Source organism: Pseudomonas sp. MCal1, assembly GCF_026341415.1.
Taxonomy (GTDB): Bacteria; Pseudomonadota; Gammaproteobacteria; order Pseudomonadales; family Pseudomonadaceae; genus Aquipseudomonas.
Window position 1 is genome coordinate 199,599 of record NZ_JAKUMP010000011.1, and the last position, 18,761, is coordinate 218,359.

Genomic DNA, 18,761 nt, shown 5'->3' on the forward strand with positions numbered 1-18,761 from the left:
GAAAAGCTCGGCGGGAATTTTGTGGGACATTATGACCTATGGCTTTCCCATTCGCGAGGATTTTGATGCTTGCGATTATTCAGTGGTATGGGTGGAAAATTGATGACGCTATCGTGAAAAAGGCCGCCTATTGGCAGCCTCATTTTCGGTTTTGCTAGCGTTTCAGGGAATCAATCCCAGCTCAACGCCCCACCAGTCTGATACTCAATAACCCGAGTCTCAAAGAAATTCTTCTCTTTCTTCAAGTCCATGATCTCGCTCATCCAAGGGAACGGGTTAGTCGTCCCTGGGTACTCTTCCTTCAAACCGATCTGCGACAGACGACGGTTAGCGATGAACTTCAGATAGTCCTCCATCATCGCAGCGTTCATACCCAACACACCGCGAGGCATGGTGTCGCGGGCGTATTCGATTTCCAGCTGGGTGCCTTGCAGGATCATCTGCGAAGCTTCTTCCTTCATTTCAGCATCCCACAGGTGTGGGTTTTCGATTTTGATCTGGTTGATCACGTCGATGCCGAAGTTCAGGTGCATGGATTCGTCGCGCAGGATGTATTGGAACTGCTCGGCGACGCCGGTCATTTTGTTGCGGCGGCCCATGGAGAGGATCTGGGTGAAGCCGCAGTAGAAGAAGATGCCTTCCAGCACGCAGTAGTAGGCGATCAGGTTGCGCAGCAGTTCTTTGTCGGTCTCTACGGTGCCGGTGTTGAATTCCGGGTCGGAGATGGCGCGGGTGTATTTCAGGCCCCAGGCGGCTTTTTTCGCGACAGACGGGATCTCGTGGTACATGTTGAAGATCTCGCCTTCATCCATGCCCAGCGATTCGATGCAGTACTGGTAGGCGTGGGTGTGGATCGCCTCTTCGAAGGCCTGGCGCAGGATGTACTGGCGGCATTCCGGGTTGGTGATCAGGCGGTACACGGCCAGGGCCAGGTTGTTGGCAACCAGGGAGTCGGCGGTGGAGAAGAAGCCGAGGTTGCGCATCACGATGCGGCGCTCGTCGTCGGTCAGGCCTTCCGGGTTTTTCCAGAGGGCGATGTCGGCGGTCATGTTGACTTCTTGCGGCATCCAGTGGTTTGCGCAGCCGTCCAGGTATTTCTGCCAGGCCCAGTCGTACTTGAATGGCACGAGCTGGTTGAGGTCGGCGCGGCAGTTGATCATGCGCTTTTCGTCAACGGCGACACGGGCGGCGGAGCCTTCGAGTTCGGCGAGGCCTTCGGCGATGTCGAGGGAATCCAGTGCAGCCTTGGCGCGGGCCACGGCGGCCGAGTCTTCGGCGGTCACGGCACGGGCTTCGAGGGCGGCGGCACCGCCGGCGCTGTCGAGGCGGTCCATGTTGGCTTCGCTAGCGTGGCCGGCGTTGGCGCCTTTCACTACTGCTTCTTCACTGTCTTCTTTGTCGAATTCGTCCCAGCTCAGCATGACGTGTCGTCTCCTGCGTGAGGGCCTGTACCCGTGTGAAAACTGATGGGTTGGTTTTTCACACGGCCGTACAGGCCGCGTTGGATGTCGTTTTTTGCAGCGGTGCTACGCAGGCAATAAACAGAAAATTTTTTCGGGTTTCCGAGAGCCTCTGACGGGCGCGAGTCAGCGTTGACGCTGCTGCGGGGCTTCAGAATGGCTTTGATCCCTGTAAGGGAATATTGCTGACCCGATGGGGCGGCATTATAGGGAAAAAAACAACCGCGTGGGGGAGGGCGAAACAGCGCAGGGTGGTCGAGCGGGAAGGTGATTTCGTTCGGAGCGAGGGTTTACAGGGCTTTCGCCGGGATTGGCCCCGGAGAATTTTTTTTCATTAATTTTTTGGCGTGTGATTGATTGCTCAAAAAACGAGCAAAAAACCGTGTTTTTCACTATATCTTGTGTTTTGCAAGCCTTTTGCGCCGCTTCAAACACAACTGAGCCCGACCGAAGCCGGGCTGGAATCGACCCTCGATGTTGCGCTGAGCGATCCGATTCGGTGCAGTCTCAAAACATCAATTGGTGCAGCCGTTGCCCATGATGCTGTAACGCAGGATGTGACGCTGACCCTTGGAGTCGTCGTACTCCATTTTCATCGGTACTACTTCGCAGACATTTGGAACTTCGCTCATGGAAACAACTTTGGCGATGTCCAGGTGAGTGGAGTAAGTGTATTCCTCGATGGCGGGTTGTTGCTGTGCGACATCAGTCGGAACCTCGTCTGCCATGGCGGTTGCGCACAGACTGCTGAGGGCCAGAACCAATAAAGCTTTCATTTGAAATTTACCTTCTTGAGGTCGAGTGGGGTCACGCAACCTTTTTGGGGTTGCGTGTGGAACTTCATCGATTTGCTTTGTTACTTCAGAACTGGATTAACGGCCTTCGTGGGGGCTGTAACCTTGTTAATCGCTTTGCCTTGTCGGCGAGGTGAATTTTAGGGAGGCGGAGTAGGGGTAAACAGACCCGGTTTTGATAAACACCTTTGGCAGATTTGGTAACAATCGCTGGATATCGTGTGACCACCGCTGCGGCTTTCTCGGGAAACCGGGTCGCCAGAATCGCTCGCAAGCCAGCTCCCACAAGGGTTGCGTCATTTGCTTCAGGGGTGTTCCGGGCATTTCTGGATGTTTTGTAGGGGCTTGTTACTACCATCGTCGAATGGTTCTATACGGGCGCCCCGGCTACAACAGGGTCATACAAAAACAACTATTACACCGAGGTAGGAAAGATGAGTGCGGCTTCCCTGTATCCCGTTCGTCCCGAGGTTCTGGCCAATACGCTGACCGACGAGGCGACCTACAAAGCCATGTACCAGCAGTCGGTCGTCAACCCTGACGGCTTCTGGCGCGAACAAGCCAAGCGCCTCGACTGGATCAAGCCTTTCACCACGGTGAAACAGACTTCGTTCGACGATCACCATGTCGACATCAAATGGTTTGCCGACGGCACCCTGAACGTTTCCTACAATTGCCTCGACCGTCATCTGGCCGAGCGCGGCGATCAGGTCGCCATCATCTGGGAAGGCGACGATCCTTCCGAAAGCCGCAACATCACCTACCGCGAACTGCACGAACAAGTGTGCAAGTTCGCCAACGCCCTGCGTGGCCAGGACGTACACCGCGGCGACGTGGTGACCATTTATATGCCGATGATTCCCGAAGCCGTGGTCGCCATGCTGGCCTGCACCCGGATCGGTGCGATTCACTCGGTGGTGTTCGGCGGTTTCTCGCCGGAAGCCCTGGCGGGTCGCATCATCGACTGCCGTTCGAAAGTGGTGATCACCGCTGACGAAGGCATCCGTGCCGGCAAGAAGATTTCCCTCAAGGCCAACGTCGACGACGCCCTGACCAACCCGGAAACCAACAGCATCCAGAAAGTCATCGTGTGCAAGCGCACCGGTGGCGACATCAAGTGGAACCAGCATCGCGACATCTGGTACGAAGACCTGATGAAAGTGGCGGGCACTGTCTGCGCGCCGAAAGAGATGGGCGCCGAAGAAGCGCTGTTCATCCTTTACACCTCCGGTTCCACCGGCAAGCCGAAGGGCGTTCAGCACACCACTGGCGGCTATCTGTTGTACGCGGCCATGACCCACGAGCGCGTGTTCGACTACCGTCCGGGCGAAATCTACTGGTGCACCGCCGACGTGGGCTGGGTCACCGGTCACTCCTACATCGTCTACGGCCCGCTGGCCAACGGCGCGACCACACTGTTGTTCGAAGGCGTGCCGAACTATCCGGACATCACCCGGGTGGCGAAGATCGTCGACAAGCACAAGGTCAACATCCTCTACACCGCGCCGACCGCGATCCGCGCGATGATGGCCTCCGGCACCGCCGCTGTTGAAGGCGCGGACGGCAGCAGCCTGCGTCTGCTGGGTTCGGTGGGCGAGCCGATCAACCCGGAAGCCTGGGACTGGTACTACAAGAACGTCGGCAAGTCCCGTTGCCCGATCGTCGATACCTGGTGGCAGACCGAAACCGGCGGCAACATGATGAGCCCGCTGCCGGGCGCTCATGCAATGAAGCCGGGTTCTGCAGCACGTCCGTTCTTCGGTGTGGTGCCGGCGCTGGTGGACAACCTCGGCAACATCATCGAGGGCGAGGCCGAAGGCAATCTGGTGATTCTCGATTCGTGGCCAGGTCAGGCGCGCACGCTGTATGGCGATCATGACCGTTTCGTCGACACCTACTTCAAGACCTTCCGTGGCATGTACTTCACCGGTGACGGCGCCCGTCGCGATGCCGACGGTTACTACTGGATCACCGGTCGCGTGGACGACGTGCTCAACGTGTCCGGCCACCGCATGGGCACCGCCGAGATCGAAAGCGCGATGGTCGCTCACCCGAAAGTCGCCGAAGCGGCGGTGGTCGGTGTGCCGCACGACATCAAGGGGCAGGGCATTTATGTCTACGTCACCCTGAAAAACGGCGAAGAGCCGAGTGAGCAGCTGCGTCTGGAACTGAAGAACTGGGTGCGCAAGGAGATCGGTCCGATTGCTTCGCCGGACGTGATCCAGTGGGCGCCGGGGCTGCCGAAGACCCGTTCGGGCAAGATCATGCGCCGCATTCTGCGCAAGATCGCCACGGCCGAGTACGAAGGGTTGGGTGATATTTCCACCTTGGCCGATCCGGGTGTGGTGCAACACCTGATCGATACGCACAAGACCATGAACGTCGCGTAAGCGGCGGGTCTGAAGGCTGAAAAGCCCCGCCCGGCATCGCGCCGGGCGGGGCTTTTTCATTTGTGGAGTCGATCGTTCCCACGCTCTGCGTGGGAATGCAGCCCGGGACGCTCTGCGCCCCAAGAGCGGACGCAGAGCGTCGAGGGAGGCGTTACCACGCGGAGCGTGGGAACAATCAGTTAGGGGGGAATCTTCGGCCAATAATTATCGAATTGCTCCGTCAGCCCATTCCCACTGTTACCCGTCAGCGTTCAAGTAACTGAATGTGTAACCGCCCGCTCCGCAACGGGGCGTCCGGAAACGCATCGCCCCGTTTTAGAGCCTCAAAACCCCCGGTGAAAAATAAGACGCATCCCCGCGCTTGCCGGATTAGAAGGGTTTGCGAATAATAGGCCCGCAATTTGCAGCATAGATCGGTTCACTGTCTTTCGCTCTTGCATGAAATTGCAGGGCTGTCAATGTGCTCAAGCGGGTTTCTCGGTGCATCTGTAATTAGTTGTCGCATTGAAGAAATATCGGCTTCGGGCCTGTCGTTAGAATGCCGATCACTCGCTCGTCGTGGCTTGCGTTGAAGCCTTCGCGGTTTTGACTGGAACTGTCCCACGCACGCAGCAATCGATTTCGTTACACCCATTCGCATATTGGGCTGTCGCTCACTCTGCCGTTTTTGCCCTTTACCGATGGAGTCCCAAGATGAAGAAACTTGTGCTGCTTGGCGCCCTGGCACTGTCCGTGCTGTCCCTGCCGACATTCGCCGATGAAAAGCCTCTGAAAATCGGTATCGAAGCGGCTTACCCTCCATTCGCCTCCAAAGCGCCGGACGGCAGCATCGTCGGTTTCGACTACGACATCGGCAACGCACTGTGCGAAGAAATGAAGGTCAAGTGCCAGTGGGTCGAGCAAGAGTTCGACGGTCTGATCCCGGCACTGAAAGTGCGCAAGATCGACGCGATCCTGTCGTCCATGTCGATCACTGAAGACCGCAAGAAGTCCGTGGACTTCACCAACAAGTACTACAACACCCCGGCTCGCCTTGTGATGAAGGAAGGCACTCAGGTCAGCGAAGGTCTGGCCGAGCTCAAGGGCAAGAACATCGGCGTGCAGCGTGGTTCGATCCACGAGCGTTTCGCCCGCGAAGTCCTGGCCCCGCTGGGTGCCGAGATCAAGCCGTATGGCTCGCAGAACGAAATCTACCTCGACGTGGCCGCCGGCCGCCTCGACGGCACCGTGGCGGACGCTACGCTGTTGAATGACGGCTTCCTGAAAACCGACGCCGGCAAAGGCTTCGCGTTCGTCGGCCCGGCGTTCACCGACGTCAAATACTTCGGCGACGGCGTAGGCATCGCGGTACGCAAGGGCGACGCCATGAAAGACAAGATCAATACTGCCATCGCGGCCATCCGCGAAAACGGCAAGTACAAGGCAATCCAGGACAAGTACTTCGACTTCGACATTTACGGCAAGTAAAGACGTCGCTCGACCCGTCCGAAATGGCGCAAGCAACAGGATCTCTGCGGTTTGCGCCATTTTTTCATCCCAACTTTCGAGGACCTGAATCATGTTGAAAGGCTACGGGGCTGTCATCCTCGATGGCGCTTGGCTGACGCTTCAGCTCGCCTTGTCGTCCATGGCCCTGGCCATCGTTCTCGGGCTGATCGGCGTCGCGTTGCGCCTGTCACCGGTGCGCTGGCTGGCGTGGCTGGGCGATCTGTATTCCACGGTGATTCGCGGGATTCCCGACCTGGTGCTGATCCTGCTGATCTTCTACGGCGGTCAGGACCTGCTCAACCGCGTTGCGCCGATGCTCGGCTATGACGACTACATCGACCTGAACCCGCTGGCCGCCGGTATCGGCACCCTCGGTTTCATCTTTGGTGCGTACCTGTCGGAAACCTTCCGCGGCGCGTTCATGGCGATCCCCAAAGGTCAGGCCGAAGCCGGCATGGCGTACGGCATGAGCAGCTTCCAGGTGTTCTTCCGGGTGCTGGTGCCGCAGATGATCCGTCTGGCGATTCCGGGCTTCACCAACAACTGGCTGGTGTTGACCAAGGCCACCGCGCTGATTTCCGTGGTCGGTCTGCAAGACATGATGTTCAAGGCCAAGCAGGCGGCCGACGCCACCCGCGAGCCTTTTACCTTCTTCCTCGCAGTGGCGGCGATGTACCTGGTGATCACCAGTGTCTCGTTGCTGGCGCTGCGTCACCTTGAGAAGCGCTACTCGGTAGGCGTAAGGGCGGCTGATCTATGATCTTCGACTACAACGTCATTTGGGAGGCCCTGCCGCTGTACCTCGGCGGTCTGGTCACCACCCTCAAGTTGCTCGCGCTGTCGCTGTTCTTCGGTCTGCTCGCGGCGCTGCCGCTGGGGCTGATGCGGGTATCCAAGAACGCTGTGGTCAACGGCGCGGCGTGGCTCTACACCTACGTGATTCGCGGCACGCCGATGCTGGTTCAGCTGTTCCTGATCTACTACGGTCTGGCCCAGTTCGAAGCGGTGCGTGAAAGCTTCCTCTGGCCGTGGCTGTCCAGCGCCACGTTCTGTGCGTGCCTGGCGTTCGCGATCAATACCAGCGCCTACACCGCTGAAATCATCGCCGGCAGCCTGAAGGCCACGCCGAACGGTGAGATCGAAGCGGCCAAGGCCATGGGCATGTCGCGGGTCAAGATGTACAAGCGCATTCTGTTGCCGTCGGCCCTGCGCCGGGCGCTGCCGCAGTACAGCAACGAAGTGATCATGATGCTGCAGACCACCAGTCTGGCGTCCATCGTGACCCTGATCGACATCACCGGCGCGGCCCGTACCGTCAACGCGCAGTTCTACCTGCCGTTCGAGGCGTACATCACCGCCGGCGTGTTCTACCTGTGCCTGACCTTCATTCTGGTGCGCCTGTTCAAGCTGGCCGAGCGTCGCTGGCTGAGCTACCTGGCCCCGAGGAAGCACTGATATGGAACGCATCGACCACGTTCTGCCGTGGAGCCACTTGGGCAGCGAGCGCCGGATTTCGGTATTTCGATTCGGCAGCGGCGAGCGCAAGGCCTACATCCAGGCCAGCCTCCACGCTGACGAACTGCCCGGCATGCGCACCGCCTGGGAACTGAAAAAACGCCTCGGCGAACTCGAAGCCAAGGGCCTGCTCAACGGCGTCATCGAGCTGGTGCCGGTGGCCAACCCGCTGGGTCTTGGCCAGTTGCTGCAAGGCAATCATCAGGGCCGTTTCGAGGCTGGCAGCGGCAAGAATTTCAACCGTGATTTCGTCGAGCTCAGCGCCCCCGTGGCCGCCAGGCTGGAAGGACATCTCGGTGATGACCCGCACGCCAACATCCGTCTGATCCGTCAGGCGATGGCCGATCATCTGGCCGCATTGCCCGAGGCCAGCAGCCAGTTGCAAGGCATGCAGCGCATCCTGCTGCAACACGCCGCCACCGCCGATGTGGTGCTGGACCTGCATTGCGACTGTGAAGCCGCGCTGCACATGTATGCCTTGCCGCAGCACTGGCCGCAGTGGCGTTCGCTCGCTGCGCACCTGGATGTGAAAGTCGGCCTGCTGGCGGAAGATTCCGGCGGCAGCTCGTTCGACGAAGCCTGTTCGCTGCCGTGGCTGCGTCTGTCGCGTCTGTTCCCGGATGCACAGATTCCGCTGGCGTGCCTGGCGACGACTGTCGAACTGGGCGGTCAGGCTGACACCACGCCTGCACAGGCTGAAGCCTGGGCCGAAGGCATTCTGGCGTTCCTTGCCGAGCAAGGCCTGATCCGGGGCGAGTGGCCGGGCGCGGCGCACGAACCGTGCGAAGGCATGCCGTTCGAGGGCACTGAATTGCTTCTGCCGCCGCATCCGGGCGTGGTGAGTTTCCTGCGCAAGCCCGGCGAGTGGGTTGAAGCCGGTGACAAGATTTTCGAAGTGATCGATCCGCTGTCGGATCGGGTCAGCACGGTGTGTGCTGGTACGTCCGGGGTGCTGTTTGCCATTGAGCGGCTGCGTTACGCCCAACCCGGTTTCTGGCTGGCCAAAGTGGCGGGGCGCGATGCGCTGCGCGACGGCCCTTTGCTCAACGACTGACTGTTTTTGTGAGAACCGACCGCATGTACAAACTTGAAGTCCAAGACCTGCATAAACGCTATGGCAGTCACGAAGTGCTCAAGGGCGTTTCCCTGAAAGCGGCCGCCGGCGATGTGATCAGCATCATCGGCTCCAGTGGCTCCGGCAAAAGTACTTTCCTGCGCTGCATCAACCTGCTCGAGCAGCCGCACGCGGGCAAGATCCTGCTCAACAACGAAGAGCTGAAACTGGTCGCCAACAAGGACGGCGCGCTGAAAGCCGCTGACCCGAAACAGCTGCAACGCATGCGTTCGCGCCTGTCGATGGTGTTCCAGCACTTCAACCTGTGGTCGCACATGACCGCGCTGGAAAACATCATGGAAGCGCCGGTTCACGTCCTTGGCGTGTCCAAGGCCGAAGCCCGCGAGAAAGCCGAGCACTACCTGAACAAGGTCGGCGTGGCCCATCGTAAAGACGCGTTCCCGGGGCACATGTCCGGTGGCGAGCAGCAGCGTGTGGCGATCGCCCGTGCGCTGGCGATGGAGCCGGAAGTGATGCTGTTCGACGAACCGACTTCGGCCCTCGACCCGGAACTGGTCGGCGACGTGCTGAAAGTCATGCAGGCCCTCGCTCAGGAAGGCCGGACCATGGTGGTGGTAACCCACGAAATGGGCTTCGCCCGTGAAGTGTCGAACCAGTTGGTGTTCCTGCACAAAGGTGTCGTGGAAGAAAGCGGCAACCCGCGTGAAGTGCTGGTCAATCCGCAGTCGGAACGTTTGCAACAATTCCTCTCGGGCAGCCTCAAGTAATCGCTCCCGTTATGCACCAAATTAGGTCATGCTTCGCGATCTGAAGGCGGACCAGATTCCTCTGTGGGAGCGAGCTTGCTCGCGAATGTGACGGTTCAGAAGCAGTGATGTCAGCTGACACACCGCTTTCGTCGGATCGCCGCCCGGAGCAAGCTCGCTCCCACAAGGGATCCGCGCCAGTTTCAAGATTTGTGTTCATTTTGGGCTAGCATTGGCCCTTGCCTTCATCACCGTTCTTCGCTTCGGATTGCCCGCCCATGACTGCCCATCGAATTGGTTTCCTGATTTGGCCCAGCACTAAAGCTCTGACTTTGGCGCTGGCAGAGGAGGCCTTGCGTGTCGCCCAGCGTGTGCATCCGGACGTGGTTTACGAGTTGTCATTCCTGCAGGCCGAAGCCCCGACCGAAGGTGAATGGCAACTGCCCGGCGAACCCTGGGCCGGCAAACTCGAGAACTTCCAGAAACTGTTCCTGCTCGCCGATGAGCCTCCGACGACGTTGGCGCCGGCACTCAGCAGCGCGCTCAAGCAACTGGTGCGCGCCGGTTGTGTGATCGGTGGTCTGTCGGCCGGTGTGTACCCGCTGGCGCAACTGGGTCTGCTCGATGGTTACCGCGCGGCGGTGCACTGGCGCTGGCAGGACGATTTCGCCGAACGCTTCCCGAAAGTCATCGCTACCAGCCATCTGTTCGACTGGGATCGCGATCGCCTGACCGCGTGCGGCGGCATGTCGGTGCTCGATTTGCTGCTGGCTGTGCTGGCCCGTGACCACGGTGCGGAGCTGGCCGGTGCGGTCTCCGAAGAACTGGTGGTCGAGCGCATCCGCGAGGGCGGCGAGCGTCAGCGCATTCCATTGCAGAACCGTCTCGGCTCCAGCCATCCGAAGCTCACCCAGGCGGTGCTGCTGATGGAAGCCAACATTGAGGAGCCGCTGACCACCGACGAAATCGCCCAGCATGTATGCGTGTCCCGCCGTCAGCTGGAGCGGATCTTCAAGCAATACCTCAACCGTGTGCCGAGCCAGTACTACCTGGAACTGCGCCTGAACAAGGCCCGGCAGATGTTGATGCAGACCAGCAAGTCGATCATCCAGATCGGCCTGTCCTGTGGGTTCTCTTCGGGGCCGCATTTCTCCAGCGCCTATCGCAACTTCTTCGGCGCCACGCCACGGGAAGACCGCAACCAGCGGCGCAGCAGCAGTCCTTTCGAACTGTCGTCGGTGCCGCCCGAGCGCGGTTGATCCATAACCGATACAGCCATGGCACGAGCGGCCATGGCTGCAGCTCGATCAGTCTTCTATTTCCATATCCGGCCTCACCTGTGGTGGTGGAGTGCCGTCAATGCCTGCGACGTTCAGGTCGTTACCCGTTTCCTCATAGTAGGCGCGGATGCGCGCCAGGCTTTGTGCCGACAATGGGTTGCCGCCCAAGTCGTAGCGGTCACCGATGGTCGGGGGCACTTCCATCAGGGTTTCCGGCACTTCGGTAATGGCATTGCCGGACAGGTCAATCTCACCCCAGTGCAGGTTCTCCAGCACGCCTTTCGGGATTTCGGAGATTCCGGTATGACTCAGGTCCAGTTCGGTCAGGCTCTGCAGGTTGCTGAGGTCGGGGGTCAGTCCCAGAGGATTGTCGCTCAGGTTGAGCACCTCGAGCTTATCCATACCTGCCAGTGCCGCCACAGATTCGGGTGTCAGGCTGATTCCGCAATCCGAAAGGCTCAGGGCTGTCAGTCGATTCAGGGTGTAAATGTCCTTGGGTATGTCGCCCAGATGGATTGCCCGGATGGCCAGGCTGTCGATATTGGGGAACGCTTCAAGGAAATGCCCGAGTCGCGTCGAGTGGCCGTCGCCCGTCAGATACAGATCATGTACGTGAGGAAATTCGGTGCCCAGTATCGGCAGGTCTCCGGCGAAGTTAATCGCATGGTTGAACGCGTAAGCGTCGAGGGTCGAGTCTTCCAGCGGAACCTTGCGCCAGCAGGTCAGCAGTTCCTCGGCGAACTGTGAGCGCAGTTGCTCCTGGTGCGATCGCGCGGTTTCGGACAGTGGCTCGCCGGTGCGCGGATCGAGCGGAATGTCGCTGATCCAGCGAGCGAGATTGCGGTTGAGATCGCTCAGTACCTTTTCCAGACGTGTCAGTTCGTTGCGACCGTCGGCCAGACTGCCGGGCAAACGATAAAACAGGGTGCTGGCCTGCTCATCATCCAGACTGGGGTAGAGGGTTTGCACCCGAGCGAGATCCCTCTCATCGGCAAGCACGCCGAGATCACTGCCGGTACGTCTGAAGTAGTCCTTGACCCGCTCGCGAGTCGCAGGGCTCAGGGGGTTCTTGCCAAAGTCGTAGCCGTCACCGTTTTCTGCCGGCAAGTTGAAAATCTCATCAGGAATTTCGCTGATGCGATTGTTGTTGAAAATGGCGATGCCCAGCGTCGGATGATTGATTATCCCGGCAGGCAATTCGTCCAACCCGGTGCTGGCCAAATCCAGAAAATCCAGATTCGGCAGGGTATCAATGTGCGGTGCCAGCCCCAGCGGATTGTTGTACAGATCGAGTTTTTTCAGGCCTGTCATCGTGGCGAGAGTGGCGCGACCTTCGACATCCAGTTTCAAGGCGCAGTTGCTCAGCACCAGGCTTTCCATGGCTGACATCTGCCTGAATGAGGCCGGTATCTGCCGCAATCCCAAATCACGCAATTCCAGAGTCTTCAGCCCTGTGAACGTGCTGAAGAAGTTGTCGCCGATGCGCAATCGGCCAGTGCCGGTTATCGACAGCGCCGTGACGTGGCTGAAGTCTGCGCTCGGTGGGGGCAATTCACCGATCAAGGACAGGTTGAGAGTCAGGCTGTCCGAGCGAACTTCGGGGCGGACTGTCGAGCGTTCTCGCCAGAACGCTTGCAGGTCACGGCGATATTGATCACGCCCGGCGCGCTCAGCGGCTTTTTCCTCATCGGTAAGTCGTATGCCGCTGGATGGATGTCGTTCGGGAATTTCTGCGGCCCATTCTCCGAGAGTCGCATTCATCTGCTGCCACTCCGTTTCCCAGTGGCCGATCCGGGCACGTCCCTCATCCATTGTTCCCGGCAACCAATAGAGCAACTGATTCGCTTGCTCGGCATCCAGTGCTGGAAACAGTGCGCGTACACGGTCGATGTCGGCCTGTGGCATCGATACCCCGAAGTTCTGCCGATTGCGCTGGTAGTGGGTCTTGATCCGGTCGCGAGCGGCCGGGGACAGAGGGTTATCCCTCAAGGTGAATTGCTTGGGCGACAGTGCCGAGCGTTGGTAAAGACTGTCGGGCGGTTCGCTGATCCGGTTTTGATCGAAGTCAGCCATTTTCAGCGTCGGGTGTTCGATCAGGCCGTCCGGCAGCTCAGAGATCCCGGCGTCTACCAGACGCAGGCGGGCCAGTGCCGGCAATGTATTCAACTGTGGTGTGGCACCCAGCGGGTTATGGCTGAGATTGAGGAACTGCAATCGGCTCATTGAAGAGAGGCGGGCCTGGGTTTGCGGTGTGAGGCTCAGCCCACAGGACTCCAGCACCAGACGCTCCAGTAAAGGCATGCGTTCGCAAGCCTGTGGCAGGTGCTCGAGTCTGAAATCATGCAATTCCAGGTGGCGCAGGCCGGGAAAGCCCGAGAGGAACGCGTCGATATTGCCCAGATTCGGATTGCCATCGAGCGTCAGGTCGAGAATATGACTGAAGTCGGCCGACAGCTCAGGCAAGTCTCCAATGAAGGTCAGACTGGCCATCAGTACATCGCCGCGCTCCGTGGGTTTTTCGGCAGACCGGTGGCGCCACAGTTCTTCAATACGTTGGGTGAAAACCCGCCGGCTGGTACGCATCGCCGACATCTGCCACGGGGTCAGCCTCTGTCCCGTAAGCGGGTGAATGTTCGGCGCAGCCGCCTCCCACTGCAGCAGTTCGTCTTTCATTTGACGTAGTTCCGCCTGCCAGTGCCTGACCTGGCTGCGACCATGCTCGATCGACCCCGGCAAGCTGTAGAACACGTCGCTGGCATCTTGATCATCGAGGTCGGAAAACAGTTGCTGGATGGACTCGATATCTGCGCGGTCGGCGAGCACCGCGAAATCCTGGCCGGCTTCACGCTGGTGTTGCTTGATACGTTCGCGGGTGGCCGCATTCAGCGGGTTGTTCGACAGGTCATAGCCGTCGGCGACCTGATTCGGTATTTCGAACAAACCTTCCGGCAACTCGGTGATCTGGTTCTCGCTGAGAATAACGGTCTCGAGTCTCGGGTGGCCGATCAGACCGGACGGTATTTCCCTAAGGCCGGTGCGCGACAGATCGAGATAGGTCAGTGAGTTCAGCATTTGCAGGTCGGGCGCCAGCCCCAGCGTGTTGCCGGGCAGTTCCAGTGACTCGAGCCCAGGCATGCTGGCCAGCGCTGTCAGCGACTCGGCAGTGAACGTCACACCGTAGTTTTCCATGACCAGTATCTCCATCATCGGCAGGCCATTGAGCATCGTGTGCAACTGATCAATCTTGCCGTTGCGCAGCATCAGCTGTCTGAGTCGGGGGAAACTTCTCAGGAATGCCGTGTTGCCGCCAATCCCCTTGTTGCCGTTGAGAGTCAGCTGAGTGATATGGCTGAAATCGGCGTTCAATACCGGCAAATCCCCCCTGAAGTTGGCCTGGATCGAAAGGACGTCGGCTCTGACGTATGGAGGGCTGGTTGAGCGGTGTCGCCACAGGCGCAACAGATTGCCGGCGAAAGTTTCGCGGGCGTCAATTTCGGTAAAGCGCTCATTCGCCTCCAGTGTGGTGCCACTGATTGGATCGCGGTCGGGAATATCTCTTGCCCATGAAGCCAGATCGGCGTTCAGCGTGGCCAGCTCCGTTTCCCACACGGTCAGTTGCAGGCGACCCTGATTCAGCGAGCCGGGCAGGTTGTAGATCAGGCTGCTGGCCTGGCCGTCATCGATATCCGGAAACAGCGCCCGGGTTCGGGCTATATCAGCCTGCTCGGCACGCACGCCGAAATTGAGTCCGGTCCGGGTGAAATAGTTTTTGATGTGTTCGCGCGTGGCCGCAGAGAGCGGGTTGCCCGAGAGGTCGTACCCGGCGCCGACATCGGGCGTGAGTTCAAACAGGGCATCAGGCACAGAGGTGATCAGGTTTTCGCTCAACCATGCGCTTCTGATTCTCGGGTGGTCGATCACCCCGAAAGGCACCTCGGCGATCGCGGTGCGGGAGAGATTGAGGTAGGTCAGCGATGACATGCGGGTGACATCAAGGCGTGTGCCCAGCGGGTTGTCCTTGAGGTCCAGTTCGATCAATTCATCAAGGGAGGCCAGCAGTGCCTGGTTTTCCGGGGTCAGTACGATCTCGCATGTGCGCAGCCGAAGTTGGCGCAGGGAGGGCTTTGCGATAACTGTTGGCAGATCGTGCAGGTCGAAGTTGCGCAGATCGAGGCGCCTCAGTTCAGGAAAGTGACTGATGAACGCTGCGATGCCTGAGGACGTTCCGCTGCCACTCAGTTCCAGGCTGACGACATGGCTGTAATCGGCTGACAGCTGCGGGAGATCGCCCAACAGCGGTTCGTTGAACTGCAGGCGATAGCCAATTCGGTCCAGGGTTTCCCGGCGCCAGCAACTGAGCAGGGTGCGGGCAAACAAATGGCGATTGCGCTCTGCGGCTTCCCGCTGGGCGAGGGACAGTTCCCGGCCGGTCGCAGGATCGGTCCGCATGGCCCTGAACCGCCATTGATCGAGGTCGCTCTCCAGGCGTGCGTATTCGAGGCGCAGGCGCGAGAGTTCGGCAACCGGATTTCCCGGAAGATTTTGCAGGTGTTGCACCATCGCTTGCAGGCCGTCCCGGGTGATCCCTGGAAACATGTCTCTTGTGCGTGTTTCCAGGGTAGGCGGCGAGCTGTCCGTCGATCGATTGCGTGAATAACCCTCGGTGCCCAGAAGGCGCAAGGTGTCGCGTGCCGGGGCCGGCACCGGTGCGTTGGTCAGCGTGAGACGCAGGTTGGAGCGGGGCAACGGGTTGTCGCGTATGAGTTGCTGGAGTTTCGGCCCTTCGCCGATCTGCAGGTTCAACGCCTGACGCTGGGCGTCCGGCAAGGCTTGAAGCACGCAGGTGTAAAAGTCCGTCGAACCGTGCAATTGCAATCCGTCCGAATCGAACGGTTGCCACAGGCCATCGGCCTGACGTACCAGGATTTTCTTGATGGCTGCATCCATGGGGCCGGTGCCATCGAGTCTGTTTCCGGCAAACGTCAGGTCACGGACTTCCAGGCTCAGGCCTTCGGGCCAGCCGGGCAACAGCTGCAGGCTGTGCAGGGCCAGTATCTCGGAATCCGGATTACGCACCGAATCGATTTCCAGCCCCTCATAGGCGCGGGTGATGCGCAGCTCGTGCATGGCGGTTTGGGAAAGCTCTTGTTGACGCTGTGGAAACTGTCCATCACCCAGTTGCAGCAGCTCGGTGCCCGTGGCGGTGTCTATGAGCTCTTCGGCAATTCTGACGGGCAGTTGCGGCACATGCCGGGCCACCGCCTTTATCAGTGGAGCATCGCGGTGCTGAAGTGCCTGATAGCGTTTTTCGAACAGGTTCGGGCGCTGTTGATCGGCGATTGCGGCGAGTCTGGCGCGCAGTCGCCGGGTGCGGGCCTCAATGGAAAGCACCTGCCCGAATTCTTCGTCGAGCAGCGTGTTTTTTTCGGGCTCGCTGAGGGATTCCAGCACGGTCTTGAGCAGATCGCCGTCGGTCAGCTGGCCTTGGTGAATGTCTGTCAGCGCAAGCTGCGCATCGCTGGAGGATTGCCAGAGGGTTTCGCCTCGGGCGTTGAGCAAGCGCAGTCGCCGGTTGGCAGGCCACAAACCCTGCTCGTTGAGCAATTGCAGCTGAATCAACGGATCGGCCATCCGGTACTCGGTCGGGTCGTCGCTGGAGAGCTGTTGTATGAAGGTCTGCAGGTCCTGATCGATCTTGAAGCGCTCGATGGTATCGGCCAGCAAGGGTGGCACTCGCTCCTGGTTGACGTGCATTTTGCGTAACCCGTCTTCGGTGTAACCACTGACTTGCAGAATTCGCTCGCGCTTTGCCGCAGCAAACGGTTCCATGCGTGGGCCGATACGTCGCAATGAGGTGGCGCGGTCCCATTGCAGCGGGTTTTCCAGCTCGGTATGAAACGCACCTTCGCCGTTGTGCCGCACAATCGGCTGATAGGCATCCGGATCGGTGGGGTGTTCGATGCGCAGCTTGCCGGGATGTTCGTGATCGCTGACGGTGTAGTGCGCCTGGTCGGCAGGCAGCAGTTTTTTTCCGTCGAGCAGGTGCAGACCCTGTGCGTCGGGACTGGAATCGGCCGCTGGGGTCAATGGGCTCTCGTAGGGTTTCAGGTCCGGTTTCCAGTACAGGGTCTTGCCATTGCGCAGTTTCACCGGCTGGAAGCGATCCATGAACGCCACCACTTCGGGCGGTAATACTTTGGGGAGTTCCGCCATGGCAATGCCGGTTCCGACTCCGAATGAACCGAGCTGGATCATGGATTCCAGTGCGGCAAAAAAGTGTTCGCAAGCTTCGGTGGTGAGTCCTTCGGACAGATCGACAACGAACGTGAAGACTTCGTCAAGCAACTGGTAAGTGATGTACGCCATCATCATTTCACCCAGAAACGGCACGAACGGCAGAACAACGAACGCGGCCGCTTCCAGGATCGACTCGGCGACACTGACCAGTGCATCCCAGCGCTGCCAGCGAGCGTTGCGATCAACCGTCGCAGTGGAAATCGCGATCGCGGCGGCATCGTTGAGTATCTTGTTCAACTTGCGCTGATAGAGGTGTTCCCAGAGTTCGCCGGCGATGGGCGTAGCGGCAATTTGCAGAATCGGCCTTGCGACTGGCGTTTCGCGCCAGGGAGGCGATAAATCGCCGGCCTGCGGCTTGTGATAGGTCACCTGACTCAGGCGCTGCCTGAGCTGGCCGAAGAATTGCCCGCGTTGATCGTGGGCGACAAAACGGCTGAAGAATCGCTGGAAGGCCGCTTCGCGCAATTGCCGGATCAGCGCTTCTGTCAGTTGGGCTGTAGACGCGTATTGCTTGACCGGGTGTTCAGGGTGGCCAGGTATGTAAGCCACCACCTGCGCCGCGGTTCGTACCTGTTCGAGGTCGGGTGCGAACAGCACAATCCCGGTCAGTTCGACCGACATCATCGTCAGGTCCTGGCACAGTAGCGGCTGGCCATTCATTTGCACGTTGTGGGCACCATCGAGCAGGCGTTCAATCGCATGCAGATGCGCGTGGTCGATATCGCCCTTCATCCGCGCCAGTTTCAGGGCGGCGCGCAGTGCGGCTTTTTGCGCCGCATTGATCTTGTGGCGCAAGACTGCGGCAGCCACCGGACTGGACACCGCCAGGTTTTCTTCGAGATAGGTTTTGTAGCGGCTGCCGATGTCCAGTTCCCGGCACAGTCGGGTGAAAGGGGCAATCCCCGGATTCATGTTGAGGGGCGCCAGCGTTTCGTATGCCCCGCTTGCCGAGGGTCGGGTAACGAACGATGAGCCGGCGGCATAGGCGTCGGCGACGGTTTCGTCGGTCTCGAAGTTATGCAAGGCCGCGTCGAGCAGAGACACCGTCCATGTCCGGGTGCCGGTGGTAATGCCGGATGCGGTCACGGGGATGTACAAGTGCAGGAAGGTTTCTCTGACATTCACGTCAACGCCGAAGCTTGATTTGAGCGCCTCGGTCAGCAGCGGTTCGGCGAAGGCACTGGCGTCCTGAACGCGATCGAGCACCTGATCGACACCGTTTTGCGCCTTCATGTACTCGACAATGAGCGTTCTGAGGGCATCGTGCTGCTCTCGCGGGGCTGCCTTCACCGCATGGTGGAGGCGGTGGCGGTTGTTCTTCAGGGCGAGGCGCCGGGCCGGAGAGGCCTTGCCCAGCCATTCGGGAAGCGCTTTGACCAGCGGTTCATAGTGAGACGGAGGGTTAAGTGCCGCCGCGCCGGGCGTGAGTGGAACGGCGGGCAAGTGCCCGGTATTGGATGGCATTGTTGGCGTCCTTGAGCATCGAAATGGAGCCCAAGCAAAACAGCAGCCGGCCATCGGCAGGTGGTAGAGATGTATGACAGGCAGCGCCTTCGCAATTGATATGCTCGCAGGCCTGCTGCAATGGCCGGCGGCAGTTTAAACTGCGCCTTTGCGACGCTATATGTCGCATTGCCGTAAACCCGGGAAAATCCGGGGTTTGCGCTATAAGAAGTTGTCGCTTGGCGACAAGGCCGGGCACAAAACTGTCCTTAC

The 18,761-nt window shown here is 59.5% G+C and carries 10 protein-coding genes; 7 read left to right on the forward strand and 3 right to left on the reverse strand.

The window, feature by feature from the left end; all coding sequences use genetic code 11:
- Positions 1-170: 170 nt before the first annotated feature.
- Complete coding sequence (locus MKZ87_RS19595) at positions 171-1,421, reverse strand: ribonucleotide-diphosphate reductase subunit beta (RefSeq protein WP_234205823.1); 1,251 nt, start codon at positions 1,419-1,421, stop codon at positions 171-173.
- A 554-nt stretch (positions 1,422-1,975) separates the two neighbouring features.
- Positions 1,976-2,236 carry a DUF2790 domain-containing protein gene (locus MKZ87_RS19600; protein ID WP_085683611.1) on the reverse strand — a complete coding sequence of 87 codons (261 nt, stop codon included), beginning with the start codon at positions 2,234-2,236 and terminating at the stop codon, positions 1,976-1,978.
- A 452-nt stretch (positions 2,237-2,688) separates the two neighbouring features.
- Here MKZ87_RS19600 and acs point away from each other — a divergent pair, with 452 nt between their 5' ends.
- The 7 genes from acs to argR all read left to right on the forward strand — a co-directional run bounded on the left by acs (position 2,689) and on the right by argR (position 10,727).
- Positions 2,689-4,644: an acetate--CoA ligase gene (gene acs / locus MKZ87_RS19605; RefSeq protein ID WP_234205821.1), complete on the forward strand. Its 1,956-nt coding sequence runs from the start codon at positions 2,689-2,691 to the stop codon at positions 4,642-4,644.
- A 693-nt stretch (positions 4,645-5,337) separates the two neighbouring features.
- On the forward strand, positions 5,338-6,111 hold the full coding sequence (locus MKZ87_RS19610) for an ABC transporter substrate-binding protein (RefSeq protein ID WP_234205819.1): 774 nt from the start codon (positions 5,338-5,340) through the stop codon (positions 6,109-6,111).
- Between the two features lie 91 nt (positions 6,112-6,202).
- Positions 6,203-6,892 (forward strand): ABC transporter permease, encoded by a 690-nt coding sequence (locus MKZ87_RS19615; RefSeq protein WP_007951063.1) that lies wholly within the window; start codon positions 6,203-6,205, stop codon positions 6,890-6,892.
- On the forward strand, positions 6,889-7,587 hold the full coding sequence (locus tag MKZ87_RS19620; protein ID WP_085697085.1) for an ABC transporter permease: 699 nt from the start codon (positions 6,889-6,891) through the stop codon (positions 7,585-7,587). Before MKZ87_RS19615 ends, MKZ87_RS19620 begins: the two co-directional genes overlap by 4 nt.
- Position 7,588: 1 nt before the next feature.
- Positions 7,589-8,701 (forward strand): succinylglutamate desuccinylase/aspartoacylase family protein, encoded by a 1,113-nt coding sequence (locus MKZ87_RS19625; protein WP_234205817.1) that lies wholly within the window; start codon positions 7,589-7,591, stop codon positions 8,699-8,701.
- Between the two features lie 23 nt (positions 8,702-8,724).
- On the forward strand, positions 8,725-9,489 hold the full coding sequence (locus MKZ87_RS19630; protein WP_003227281.1) for an ABC transporter ATP-binding protein: 765 nt from the start codon (positions 8,725-8,727) through the stop codon (positions 9,487-9,489).
- A 257-nt stretch (positions 9,490-9,746) separates the two neighbouring features.
- Positions 9,747-10,727, forward strand: coding sequence for a transcriptional regulator ArgR (gene argR, locus MKZ87_RS19635; RefSeq protein WP_085709719.1), 981 nt, complete (start codon positions 9,747-9,749; stop codon positions 10,725-10,727).
- Positions 10,728-10,775: 48 nt separating this feature from the next.
- Here argR and MKZ87_RS19640 read toward each other — a convergent pair whose 3' ends face one another.
- Positions 10,776-18,509 (reverse strand): dermonecrotic toxin domain-containing protein, encoded by a 7,734-nt coding sequence (locus MKZ87_RS19640; protein ID WP_234205815.1) that lies wholly within the window; start codon positions 18,507-18,509, stop codon positions 10,776-10,778.
- Positions 18,510-18,761 lie beyond the last annotated feature (252 nt).